This is a genomic window from Bacillus sp. JJ722 (assembly GCF_036963345.1).
Lineage (GTDB): Bacteria > Bacillota > Bacilli > Bacillales > DSM-1321 > Bacillus_AD.
Map to the genome: position 1 here is coordinate 14,260 of NZ_JBALMO010000187.1, position 13,204 is coordinate 27,463.

At 32.6% G+C, this 13,204-nt stretch carries 11 protein-coding genes and 3 pseudogenes; 8 read left to right on the forward strand and 6 right to left on the reverse strand.

What is annotated here, in order from left to right:
- Positions 1 to 3: 3 nt before the first annotated feature.
- From V7014_RS20115 to V7014_RS20130, 4 genes and pseudogenes are all read left to right on the forward strand, one after another.
- Complete coding sequence (locus V7014_RS20115) at positions 4 to 306, forward strand: hypothetical protein (RefSeq protein ID WP_335509689.1); 303 nt, start codon at positions 4 to 6, stop codon at positions 304 to 306.
- Between the two features lie 765 nt (positions 307 to 1,071).
- A complete protein-coding gene (locus tag V7014_RS20120; RefSeq protein ID WP_335509669.1) occupies positions 1,072 to 1,989 on the forward strand; it encodes an endonuclease/exonuclease/phosphatase family protein in 918 nt (305 codons plus the stop codon).
- A 272-nt stretch (positions 1,990 to 2,261) separates the two neighbouring features.
- Positions 2,262 to 3,812 (forward strand): annotated as a pseudogene (locus V7014_RS20125) (IS3 family transposase).
- A 187-nt stretch (positions 3,813 to 3,999) separates the two neighbouring features.
- Positions 4,000 to 4,137: pseudogene (locus V7014_RS20130) on the forward strand (toxin C-terminal domain-containing protein); the annotation flags it as partial.
- Between the two features lie 548 nt (positions 4,138 to 4,685).
- Here the strand turns inward: V7014_RS20130 and V7014_RS20135 are convergent.
- Positions 4,686 to 5,039 (reverse strand): S-Ena type endospore appendage, encoded by a 354-nt coding sequence (locus V7014_RS20135; protein WP_335509671.1) that lies wholly within the window; start codon positions 5,037 to 5,039, stop codon positions 4,686 to 4,688.
- Between the two features lie 199 nt (positions 5,040 to 5,238).
- Between V7014_RS20135 and V7014_RS20140 the strand changes: the two genes are divergently transcribed.
- Positions 5,239 to 5,706, forward strand: a complete 468-nt coding sequence (locus V7014_RS20140; protein WP_335509673.1) for an S-Ena type endospore appendage — start codon at positions 5,239 to 5,241, stop codon at positions 5,704 to 5,706.
- Positions 5,707 to 5,906: 200 nt separating this feature from the next.
- Positions 5,907 to 6,806, forward strand: a pseudogene (locus V7014_RS20145) (IS110 family transposase); the annotation flags it as partial.
- 839 nt (positions 6,807 to 7,645) lie between these two features.
- On the opposite strand, the gene V7014_RS20150 reads toward V7014_RS20145, so the two are convergent.
- Together V7014_RS20150 and V7014_RS20155 are read right to left on the reverse strand one after the other, a co-directional pair.
- A complete protein-coding gene (locus V7014_RS20150; protein WP_438824948.1) occupies positions 7,646 to 7,969 on the reverse strand; it encodes a hypothetical protein in 324 nt (107 codons plus the stop codon).
- Between the two features lie 835 nt (positions 7,970 to 8,804).
- Positions 8,805 to 9,254, reverse strand: coding sequence for a DinB family protein (locus V7014_RS20155; RefSeq protein WP_335509675.1), 450 nt, complete (start codon positions 9,252 to 9,254; stop codon positions 8,805 to 8,807).
- Positions 9,255 to 9,741: 487 nt separating this feature from the next.
- Here V7014_RS20155 and V7014_RS20160 point away from each other — a divergent pair, with 487 nt between their 5' ends.
- Positions 9,742 to 9,963: a hypothetical protein gene (locus V7014_RS20160; protein ID WP_335509677.1), complete on the forward strand. Its 222-nt coding sequence runs from the start codon at positions 9,742 to 9,744 to the stop codon at positions 9,961 to 9,963.
- 17 nt (positions 9,964 to 9,980) lie between these two features.
- Positions 9,981 to 10,115, forward strand: coding sequence for a hypothetical protein (locus V7014_RS20165; protein ID WP_335509680.1), 135 nt, complete (start codon positions 9,981 to 9,983; stop codon positions 10,113 to 10,115).
- 208 nt (positions 10,116 to 10,323) lie between these two features.
- Here V7014_RS20165 and V7014_RS20170 read toward each other — a convergent pair whose 3' ends face one another.
- From V7014_RS20170 to V7014_RS20180, 3 genes are all read right to left on the reverse strand, one after another.
- Entirely contained in the window at positions 10,324 to 10,935 is a 612-nt protein-coding gene (locus V7014_RS20170; protein ID WP_335509682.1) for an acetate uptake transporter, read from the reverse strand.
- An 805-nt stretch (positions 10,936 to 11,740) separates the two neighbouring features.
- A complete protein-coding gene (locus V7014_RS20175) occupies positions 11,741 to 12,166 on the reverse strand; it encodes a hypothetical protein (protein ID WP_335509684.1) in 426 nt (141 codons plus the stop codon).
- Between the two features lie 756 nt (positions 12,167 to 12,922).
- On the reverse strand, positions 12,923 to 13,066 hold the full coding sequence (locus V7014_RS20180; RefSeq protein WP_335509685.1) for a hypothetical protein: 144 nt from the start codon (positions 13,064 to 13,066) through the stop codon (positions 12,923 to 12,925).
- Positions 13,067 to 13,204: the final 138 nt, after the last annotated feature.

The window sequence follows — 13,204 nt, forward strand, 5'->3', positions numbered from 1 at the left end:
CAAATGTTAGGTTTTCTCGTATTATTGCTTGGAGTCTCTGGTGGTCTTTTGATACATTTGTGGGGGAAAAAGATTGCTGCCCGTGAGAGAGGACTTGATGAAAGATATGAGAATAATAAAATTAAGTCTTTGGCAAATGGTTGGAAAATAACATTAATATCAATCTATATTATATTTATTTTAATGCTGTTTGGTTTGGAGTTGTCTGTTGCTACTGTATTAGGAATTCTTTTATTGATTCATATGGGAGGATGGGGATTTTTTAATAGTCGTGTTTTACTAGTGACTAACAGTGGGGCTATTTAATGGAGTAATACCTTTATTCTAAGGCTTGTATGCATCTGCAATAGAAGGCATTGTAAAACATAGTGTCAACTTGCATTATGTAGATACTTGCATAACACTCGTGCACTTAGACGTTAGTTTTGCTGACAAATAGTAGTAAGTTATAGGATCTATGATTATGTATTTGATGTGCGAAATATTAATGTGAAAAATTCGAAAAGAAGGAAGTGCTTATATGCTGGATTTAGAAATGGTTATGCAGGTGATAATTTATTTAAAAGTCTGATCGTTTATAAAAAAGATTGATAATTTGTAATAAAGTTTGGTCAAAATCCTGTATTAATGATTTAAACAGATTTTTACTTTTTGCTTTGCTTGATGTTGAAAAATTCCATTCGTGTTACTCCACTAAAGGGCCAGATTGTAGAGGATACGTGACTCAAACGGGGTAAAAGTACGGAAGGTTCAACTCAGTAAGGAAAACAATGTACCTACTTTTTGAGAGAGCTACCCTGTCAAGAATACTTAAATAATTCAATCTATTCACTCTATTGTAAAGATTATGATTTTAATTAAATTTTACATGTATTTTTTATAGGGAATTCCCAAATACATTTACTTTTCCTCTTCTTTTTCTCCTACTTTATTCTTTCAATTTACTGATGTCATTAAGTTCTATTTATTTTTTTAATATTTACAATATTAAATCTATTATTAACATGGTTTTAACATAGAAAAGGTATGCTTTAACTGTAATACATATTTAAATAATGAGGAGGAATTAGATTGAAGAAAGTTTTAAAACCCCTATTTTTAGTGGTAGCCGGTTTACTAGTTTTCCTAAGTGGTTTGTTCCAGGGAACTTTAACTGGGTTTGCTGCAGAAAACAAAGATCAAAGGTCGGTGGTAGATGTAAAAGCGATGACTTTTAATCTAAGATACAAAAATAACAATGATCCATCACCACACACTTGGGATGAAAGGGTTCCTACCATTAAAAAACTGATTAACATGGAGAATCCTGATATCATTGGGACACAAGAAGTGTTATATACACAACTACAAGATTTAGAAAATACTTTACCTAAGTATAATTGGATTGGTTTAGGTCGTGAAGGCGGAAATCGTGGAGAATACTCTGCTATTTTTTATAAAGAAAAAGATTACACCGTACTAGAGTATGATCATTTTTGGTTATCCGATACACCAGAAGTAATTGGTTCAAAAACATGGGGAAACAACATTCCAAGAATGGTTACTTGGGCTAAGTTTCTTGATAAAAAAAGTAACCAACAGTTCTATTTCGTCAATACACACTTTGATCATCAATCTCCTAATGCAAGAGAAAAAAGTGCAGAATTAATTCTTGAAGTAACAAAAGAATTTGATCCAGAGTTACCGATTATTTTAACAGGCGACATCAATGCTGGACCAAATAGTCTCCCACACCAAATTTTAACAAGTGATGGAGCATTTGACGATTTATGGGAAACAGCTGAGACAAGAATCAATGAAGAATTAGGAACATTTAATGGTTTTGTTGATCCTACTGGTAAAGGACCTGACAACCGTATTGACTGGATTCTCGGTAAAGGAAACCTTACAACTAATGAAATTGAAATCGTTAACTATCAGAAGAATGGACAATTTCCAAGCGATCATTTCCCAGTGGTTGCTGACATCACCTTAACTTACAACAAATAGTAATAAAATGAGCCAAGACCATTGATATAGTTGAATGGTGTTTGGCTTTTTTGAGTTACGGGGTATTGTGAAATAGAACTACTGTAAAGTAATATTGGCAATGATCTTCCGATCGGGCGTGATTGTGGTAGAGCATAGGTAGAAAATGAACAATCTTTTTTATAAAACTTAAATCTGCTAAAAAAGAATCCGTTTTTATCAATCTTGATATGCTCCCCATTAGGTAGACAGATAAAAAATAAAAATCTGTTTATCTAAGGGGAGTATTTTTTATGGCTCGAATAAAATATTCTAAAGCTGAAAAATTGGCTATTTTAGCTCTTTATAAAGATGGTCATCAATCAATAGCTGACATTACTGCTAAATTTTTGATTGATCCTGGGACGATTAGAGATTGGAAGAGAAGGTATGAAGATAATGGTGAAGACGGCCTAGAAGAAGCACTTTCTTGGAAGCGTTATTCAAAAGAGTTAAAGTTAGCAGCCGTTAATGATTATCTATCAGGAGACTATTCGTTAAGCAAGGTTATCCNNATCCAGTACTGCGGTTTTGAGAAAATGGATTAAAAAGTATAATAGTCATAGAGAATTAAATGATACCGGTAAAGGATTGACAAACTCTATGACAAATAGAAGAAAAACAACATTAGAAGAAAGAATTCAAATTGTAAATTACTGTCTACAACATCAGAAAAACTATCAGCTCGCAGCCGAAAGCTATGAAGTTTCTTATCAACAGGTATATCAATGGGTCAAGAAGTTTGAAGCGCATGGTGAAGAAGCACTACAAGATAAACGCGGTCGAAAGAAAGAGGAATATGAATTAACAGATGCAGAAAAGTTTAAGCTAAAAATGAAACGTTTAGAGCGAGAAAATGAACGATTACGTGCAGAAAATGCTTTTTTAAAAAAGTTAGAGGAAATCGAAAGGAGGCGTCGTTAACAAGCGTTCGTCTACAAAATAAATATAGAGCAATTCAAGATTTACATGCGAATGAAAATCTGCCAGTAATCCTTTTATGTGAAATTGCCGGTGTATCTCGTGCTGCTTATTATAAATGGCTACAACGTGTGCCAACAGCTAGAGAATTAGAGAATGAAGCAATTCTTCAGGATATTCAAGCTATTTATGCACGAGTAGGAGGCATTTATGGTTATCGAAGAATGAAATTAAATATTAATAGGGTATATCATAAAAGGTTTAATCACAAACGTATTTATTGCTTAATGCAAATCGTTGGATTACAGTCCGTGATTCGTCGGAAAAGAAAGCGCTATGTTCCCTCATCTGCGCAATATGTCGCTGAAAATCGACTCAATCGTGAATTTACTGCAAGCAAGCCCAATGAAAAATGGGTAACAGATGTCACGGAGTTCAAATTAGGAAACGGAAGGAAAACGTATTTAAGCGCCATTTTAGATCTTTACGATGGCTCCATTATTAGTTATGTATTGGGACATTCAAACAATAATAAATTGGTATTTCGAACATTGGATCAAGCTATCACTATATTAAAAGAGAATGAGCATCCATTGATTCATAGTGATCGAGGGTATCAATATACGTCACATGGGTTTAAGAGAAAAATAGAAAAAGCAAAAATGATTCATAGCATGTCACGTGTAGGAAAATGTATAGATAATGGACCAATGGAATCGTTTTGGGGAACGTTGAAGTGTGAAAAATATTACCTACATAAGTATGAAACATTTGAAGTGTTACAACAAGCAATAGTTGATTATATCCAGTTTTACAATAACGAACGTTACCAAGAAAGATTAAACGGCTTAAGCCCATTGGAATACAGGGTTCAAGCCGCTTAAAGTAATTTTTTTTATTTCCACTGTCTACTTGACAGGGAGCTGTTCATCTTTTTTCAAAATGGATTTTTTTATTTGTCGTAAAACACTGGTCTGTGAGGTATTTTTGATCAAACCTTATTTCAAAGTAACATCTATTACAGCCTTCAATCTTAGTGGGGTCATGACGAGAGGCATGTTTGTGACGGTTCCTCATCGTATAGATAGGGTATCGGACGCGAAAGGTGGTGGTGCATGGAAAGGTGCTAGTAACCCTGAAAAATTAGTAAGTAAAAAGACTTGTTCTGGCACATACGATGCTGAATTAAATAGAATAGGAGATTGGTAATTTGATTGAATTAGATAACTTTAATATAGTTTTTGGCACAAATTGTCCGACACTTTTTTAAAAAGTAGAGAATAAGGATCGAATACGATTTGAAATCGATAAGTTAAATGTATCTGCATTAGAGCTTATTGAAGATATTTTTAGCAAAGATGACAAAATTAAAGTTACCTTTTTATCTGAATACATTTTTTTAAAAAAAGAAAAGGCTGTCCCAAAAGTCATTATTTTTGACCTTTGAGGGCAGCTGAACAAAAAAGGAGTTATCAAAAAGATATTCGTCACGCAAATAACTGGGATTCATCAGCTATTTTAAGTGAAAAATGAAAAGAATGTAAAAACAGGTGAAGAAAAACAATTTGTTTTTCTTCACCTGTTTTATTTTCGGGACTTATTAGACAGCCCCCTTTGTTTCAGTCAAAAAGGAAGAAAAAAGAATGTTTCTTACTAGAAAGGTTCTTTTCTTTCTCACAGTTGCTTCCAGCAGTGATGCGGCTTACACTCTTTTGACCTCTACGTATGACTTCAGGAAGCTTAAAATAATAATTAAATTAGAGGGATTTACGTTTGTATAACGTGATACAAAATCTTCCGTTTTCCCCAGCAACTACACCAGTTAAAGTAAAGGAAGTGGGAGAGTTAACAGAGCGAGTTAATGAATTTCCAGCTGTTACAGCTGGAAAGGTTACAGCACCTAATGGTGAAGCAACAGTAGCCGCTACATCTCCGTTTTCAACGAAGATCTCAAACGTTCCTTGAATATAGTCATTATTAGTTGCAGGAGCTTGCCATACTATAGCAGCATCACCTGTTAAAGGACCTTGAAAATTACCACAAATCCTCTCTTGAAAAATTTGGGATGAAGGACAACAAGCATTGTTAGCATCATTTGCAGTTCCGCACATTACACATTCCCCTTTTTTATTAGATTTGATAGCTTGTCTTACTATCTCTAGTATTTAATGAATGAAGGAACGATTTTGTTACAAGATAAGCGTCGAAAAATAGAAAAATAGGTTAATATTATCTTCAAACATGTCCAATCCGATACTTAATAGATTCATATCATGATATGAGATAACCCACGAGAGAGGGGTGAATATAATGTGCATATGTCGTAAAAAGCGATGTGGATGTTGCATTCATAAAAAATGTACTTGCTATCAGAAACAATGTGGAAATTGCAATCACAGAGCCTATAAATGTAATATTGAGCAAGAGATCAACGAAAAAGTAGATGTACCTCAAGAAGCGAAGAAAACGGCTGAACTTGTATGTCATAACTTATCTGGGAATTTATTGTTGAACGATCACGTTCCTGATTTACAAATTTGGAAAGAAAGAATTAAGGGGAAAACAATTGTAAGTATTACTGTATACAACAGTACATTAAGCATTGGTTCAATTCGAGTTCTCATAAATCGAAATAACAGTCCAATCGAATTTATGGTTCCTCCTGGAAATACACTTTCGGAGACCATTGATTATGTCGATTCAATTGCCGTATTCCAAACAAATGAAGGAAGAACGGAAGGGAAATATTGTTTAAATGTATGCTTCCTCTTTTTTTGATGATAAGTTTAGCCACAAGGTAGGTTTTACTACTTAGTGGCTATTTTCCTAATTTAAAAAGAGTACATTTCTTCTTGAACTTAAGCGCTCGATAGCATTCCTGTAGATCGCTATTTTTCGACTTTGAAAAAAATAGGGCTCCTCAGTAAGATATGAGTATAGACACCACTCTAACTCAAAACTCTAGGAGGAACCCTACTATGAAGTTTAAAATGCAGAACAAACAAAATCAACTAATAGAAAGAATTTCAGTTAAACACCTTGTTGTTGGAGTAGATATTGCTCAACAATTTCACGTCGCAAGAGCCGTAAATTTCCGTGGTATTGTAGTAGGAGACCCACATACATTCAAGAATGATGAAGAAGGATTTACTAGCTTACTAAAATGGATTAAAAATCTTCAAAAATTAAACAACCTATGTGAAGCAATTGTTGGGATGGAACCAACTGGACACTACTGGATCAATCTTTCAAAGTGGCTTCTTAAACAAAATATGGAGGTTGTAACGGTGAACCCACATTTAGTAAAGAGGAATAAAGAAAATCGTGATAATACTCAGTCAAAAAGTGATAAAAAAGATGCATTAGTTATTGCTGATATGGTAAAGAACGGCTACTACTCCAAGGTTAGATACACATCAGAATCATTTGAAAAACTAAGGGTCCTAATGTCTAACCGTGATGTAGTGGTTAAGCGACTTGTTAGCTCTAAAAACCAGTTAAATCGGTGGGTAGATATTGTCTTTCCAGAACTCCGTCAAGTCTTTAAAGACATTACTGCAAAAGGAGCAATCGCAACCCTACGTCTTTTTCCAACTCCTATGGAGTTGGCCACCAAAGAGACCCATGAAATTATTATGGGATGGAAATCTTTGATGAAGAGACAACCTGGATTAAAAAAGGCTCAATTACTCCTCCGGGTAGCCAAGAACTCCATCGGTTCAAGACAAGCACTAGATGCTTATACATTTCATTTGGAACAATTACTTGAAGAATATGATTTAGCAGTCATACAACTTGAAAGAGTTGAAAAGCAAGTAATCGATGTATTAAATAAAATTCCTTATGCAAAAAGGTTGCTTACCATTAAAGGAATCAATTATGAAATTGATTGGTAAGCTGGCTAGAATTTTTGTAGGAATGGCTCGAAAAAATGAATCCTATAATTCCGAAAAACTCCAAACACCAACACCAACACCTATGGTCGCATAGTACGGATGTTTTTTTAGAATATCACTTGTTCTCAACAAGGACATTTAGTGTATACAAATCGAATGTTGGCTTATTTGCAGGATTTTAAATATGTACGGAGTACCAGATTACTTAAACATAAGGGCTGTGACCCATTCCGATAGCAAAACTGGCCTCCACCCCTTGGATAGGCATAACGAAGGAATGAAAGGGCAAATGACCCGTTGAGACATGGGAGGGAAAGCCTCCAGGGGTAGCGTGGAGTATGTACATTATATGGTAAAATGTGGAGTGTGGATATACTCCTCTATTTCACTATGCCTCCACGAAAGTTTTTATTGGAACTGCCCTCTATCTTCTACCGTTATAAAATATCAAGGTACATAAAATCCTGTGAATAAGCGAGTATTCGGGAGAAAATCATATTAAACTGAGGGAGTTTAAGTGTAATCTTTCAAAAGTAAACTAATACAAAAAATACTTTCTGGAGGTATTTAATCAACTGTATTAGCAATTTCAATTATTAATTTTGGTGTTACTTTGTTGCGATCCTTTTATCAATTGAAAGCATATATTGCCAAGTATCTTTTTCGAAAAAAAGGTGATTAATATTTCATTCAATAGTAAAAATGGTAAGCAAATGCTTATTTCAGCGTGTCAAAAATCTAATTATAATACGTTTGAGATGTTGAGTAATGCATAACAAAAGACCTCAAAATAGAGGCCTTTGCAATGCTTTAATTCGAAACTATAACTTGGTTTTTGTCTTGCTTTTGAACAGAAATAATACCCAACATACTAATAAAAACAAATAACCTATAATTGTAAAAATAGACCAAATAGCGCCTTGTTGCAATTGACTAACTAAGTGTTCAAATTCATTCATTCCTTCTGCTCTGCCAATGCTATTTATCAGGCTAACTATCGGAATTGAAATAGTGAATACAATGGCTAAAATTGACAATCTCTGATGTTTCTTTTTTACAACACTAAATATTGCAGTTCCTAATGTTGTTAATAAAAATAAGTAATATATAGCCCAAAACCAGTTAGGAAGAGTCTCCCAATACATTTCTTCTGCCCACCCATAATATTTGGAAATTCCATTTTTAAACAACTATAAACATATTTTAATAGAAAAACAACAATCTTTACGTTTGTTGCTAATCAAGTTCTAATAAAGATGTCTATATAATTATGACACATTCCAATGTTACTTATCTAGATTCTGTAATGCAAAAAAGACCACAAATGACAGTCAATGTCTTATGATCTTTATTGCTATTAATTAAAATAATACTCCGTTAATTGAATAAGGTATTTCTTCAACCTTTACTTAGTTAAATTATTAATCCATGCTTCTAATAATTTTACAATTATCCAACTCAATAATGGGACTCCTAAAATGTACTTGTATGCTTGCCATGTAATTGGATTTTGTAACATAGTAGCTCCTCCCAGTATATCGACCAATACAACGAACGTCATTGCTATAAAGAAAACCATTCCCATAACAAAAATTGTGGAAGATACATGTCTAATGGGTTTAATGTCCTTGGTGAGTATAGTATAAAGCATAAATACTAAATATAATAAAATAAAAAATAGCTCAGAATGAGTAAAAGCCGACACAAGAAAACAAATAATTACCCACATACTAATTCTTGTATCTGAATCAATACCAACATTAGTAGGACGTCGTCTCCCCCTTTTGGGTGCTCTTACAAAGCTTCGAAATCGCGGAATTTTTGTGTAGTTTTTAGAACTCTTTTTAAATTGTTTAATTGGAAAAACTAATCAGTAACAATGTAGTAAAACCACTATTAAAGTACATATATTTTCAACTTTTTATTAGAGAAAACAAACAAAAGAAGCCCTCACTAAGATGAGGACTTCTTTAAATTTTATTAAGCTTGTGCGGCTTTCTTCATCGCCTTCATTTCCCCCAGATGTCCTGCTTCATGAACTATCATTAAAGCATATAAATCTGAGAACGTTTCAATACCTTCTAGAGGGAATTTAAATGGCAGTTTTTGTTCAAAAAAGTCTTCAGGAATGGTATTAATACGCTCAACCTGTTCCTTCAGACATATGATTAACTCCAGAATAGAAGGTGCTTCTCCTTCCCAACCAGCAGGACTTGTACCCATATTAAAGAAAGAGAAATACTCCATTGGAATATTAGTTGATTGCTTTGGATAACCAAACATAAAGCTCTCAGCTGTTACAAGTGCATGTCCAATATGCCAATGAATATTATTGTTGAATCCAGGTGGTTGAACTTGACACACTTCTTCATTTAGATCTTGTACAAAATTCAAAAACATTTGACGCGTTAACTGAAACTGCTTAGACATTTACATTCCTCCTATTATAAATCTGCTTATTTGCATTAGTATGTAATATGTATCGGTGTCTCTTTTTATTACAAAAAACCACGAAACTAACTAATATACTGCTTTAAAGATAAAACAGCGTAACAATGAATTTACTGTTTAGTTCAACACAGAACTTTAAGCGATAAAAAAACAACCTTAATCGGTTGCTTAGTTTTCATAATTATTTATTAAAGATTGTAGAAGTAAGGATGTTTTTTCGAAATCATCCATACTTCTCAATCCGATAAGATAAGTCAATTTTATTTCCTTATCTTAGTTTCACACTAAACAAAAATAGATATCAAGCAATTACTGCTCAGTGTCTATTACTCATGGTAAAAATGCGGCAGATTCACCTTTGCGCATTCCAGTTTCAATTAGCGTCTTGTGAAAAATCCAATAGACGTACTCATATTCATGTGTAAATAGTGATGATGACTACAAGAAAGCAGTTAAAAGTGCAGCAATGCTCGTTAAAAAAATCATGAAAGATGAAAATATCCCATTAGCAAATGTTTTACAGAATAATTATTGGTCCGGTAAAAATTGTCCGAAAATAATGCGTGATGGTGGCGGTGCTAGCTGGGCTGAGTTTAAGAGTATGCTTGTTTCTTCAATAGTTGCTTCAAATAAAGACAAGGATAAGGAGTGTGTTCGTATGCACAAGCCAGTAATGATGATAGGTTAGAATCTACAATTCGAGTAATGAAACGATTAGAAGAAAAGAAAGTTCACGGTGATAAAGCTTTAAGTCCTGAATATCGTGAAAAGTTAGGCAAAGGTGAATTACCACTTGATGACGCACTCGGTGTAATATTTGTTGCTCTGATCGTGGATTAAGTATAGGTAAATAAACTCAAAAAAGCCCCAACAACAATGTAAGTAGGGGCTTTAAACATGAGTCTATATGCTATGAAAAATTATTAAATCAATGTTTTAGTCAAAGAAAAAACGGCAAATAAATTTTGCCGTTTACTATTATTGTAGTGATTTATAAAAATTGTTTCACTACTTTATCTATCTCATCTTTGTAAAAAATAATGTCATACTATTTTTTGAATATGCCAAATGGTTTCCCAACTGGAACAAATGTGTATCCAAAATGTTGGTTTAATACGTTTGCTGCAACTCCATAAAAAGATAATAGAGCAATTAATAGTTCTGATACAGCTGCAAGCATATGCATTTCATGTGACATAATTCCTAATGTACTAAGTGATAAACCGATAAACAAGAAATCAATAAGAACAAAGATAAAAAATAGAACTTTATTTGTTTCCATAGCACCAATTGTCATTATTAAAGTGAAAATTAAATAGCCAATAAATGCAACACCTAATTGTCTTGAATCAACTGTGGAAGCTAATTTTTCACCAAATACTCCTAAGTCGATTAACCAACTCATGGAAACACCTAACCAAAATAATCCGTATGCTCCAAATGCTGTAGCACCAAATACATTATTATGTTTTGAATCTTGAATACTTGCATAAAGTTGAGCTATAGCTCCTAAGAAAATAGACCAAGGTAATACAAATGCAATATTATCTGTTAGTCCTAACTTTTGAGTAGAAGCTACTAACGTAACCATAGCTAGACCGAATAAGCCTATTGCAGATGGATCTGCAGTTACGATTTTAACATTTTTTGTTTCTGACATGATGAACCTCCTAAAAATAATCACGTATTCTAGAATAACAAATAACGAACCAAACGTTTGTGAACATTTTGTGACTTTTTCTTACTAATAACGAGATAAAAACACAAATATTTCTTGAAAAAATCATTATCGTAAATAAAGTAATAATATTATTGAAGAATTAACTAAATTTGCTCTGTTTTTTAGCATGATAAAAAAGCAATTTAAAATGAAAAGGTGCTCCTATGTGGATTGAGATACAAAGAACAATTCTAAGTGATTGGGGAATGAATTATATGAGTTATGCCTCAAGACCATTGGTATTGAGTTTTTTGTATTTTGGCCATTGTTTTGAAAAGGGGAGTTGTATTTGAAGATAGACCAAAATTTAATCGGAAATTTTGGTCATGTGAATTTAAGGAGAAATATATATCTTTAAAAGGCAAGTCTATCTGAGTTGCAATATATAGCTAGATATACTGAATATAGATATGAAGCTATTTTGGAGCTTGATAGAAGATACCCAGAAGGTGAAGTGTCATGGAACAGTTATCAATCTATCATAAGCTAATGTTTTATCCTATATTTGAAAAGTTATCTAAATTAAAGGAAAAGAATATTATACTAATTGATATCTGGAAGTAAATAATCGTGGACTTAATCGAATGTTATAAGTAAATGCTTATGGGGGAAAAACATGTAGCCTTAAGTGTGTAAAGGAACAGCATTAATTAGCTTGGAAGAAAAGGCAACATACTATGTAAAAGATGGACAAATTATAAAAGATGAAAGGTTAGTAAGCTAACTAATCTTTCATCAAATTCTCTTAGTTATCTAGTTTAGTTATATCTACGCCGTTATCAGTCAATAGAGATGTCGCTTTTTCTATTAGACAAACTGTAAAATCTTCAACAGTCATAATTAATACATCTTTTTTGTATAGTTTAAACCACCATAAATCTGGTTTATCTCCTTCAAATGAAGGGGATAAAAATAATTTAAAGAGTTGTCTAGCTTCTTTTGTTAGTTTACCAGCTAGAGCGATACTATCTTCCATTCCGTCAAATATTTCTATAGTTAACCCTTCTAGCTTCTCAAAATCTAATCTTCCAGTCATTAGAGGATTATCATTTGAAAAGTCTCCATTTGGGTATATTATTTTATAGCTATCACAATAATTGAAAACTATATGAAATACTTTTTCCCATTGGGATTCGGAAGGAATATTTTGTATAACAATGTGTTGATCCAAAATATTTCTCCTTTTATATTAAATTTAGTTATTTATATTTAAATACTGATTAATTATAATGTCCAGGTGTTAAACCAGCGGTGCTAATATTAGTTGTACTTTTAAAGTTATAAGTATATAAACTGGTAGTAGTTTGCCAACCATTTAGAGACCCTTTTACGATTTTACCTAAAGAATTCTAAATGGTAAAGCGAGATTTTATCTTACTTTCTTTTTTGTTTTATTTGGATCTTGATTGAAAATTTACAACGCTTTATCGATTTCTTTTTATAAGTTTTTAACAATCAACAAGAAATCCATCAAATACCGTTCAAACGTGTACGCCTCTGATCTCATTCAAACAAGGAAATTATAGCAATAATCCATACTCCAATTACAAGTAATAAAAACCACCAGCCCATAAACTTTAGGAACTTTTTAAAAATTGAGTTCTCAGAAAAAAATTTTGAAAAGGAACTCATTTTGAAAACGTCTTCCGGATACTTCAATAACATATAAGAAAATGTGCCGAAAATTGAAGAAAATAATATTGCAATTATAAACATTCCCAATAGTAAACACTCCTGTTATTTAAGGTTTCTTAAAAAGAGTTTACTATTTAAATGATATTTTTACCAAAAATTGAATTGAATAGAAAGCCAATCTCGTTTAAAAGGGATAGTATAAAAGATAGTAAAAGGTTACTTAATATAGTTAATGTTACAATGCAAATACACGAAGAATAAGCCCTTCCTTTCGAGGGGCTTATTCACCTATTTATTGACTTTCTTCTTCTCGCTGTTCGGAAGGTTCTTCAGTTGGATCTGGTTCTTGTTCATCATTATTAGTATTACATCCAAATAAGAATCCAACTGATAAGATAGTTGATAATAGTGGTAGTAAGTATTTTTTCTTTTCCATATTTAATCTCCTTTCTTAGTTAGGTATATGGTTTCCTGTTTTTTAAAAAATATTTACTACAGTGAAATATCAAATTTAACGAAAATCAATCTGGTTATATTGGCTAGTATTTATTTAGAAAATTGTAAAGTGAATCAA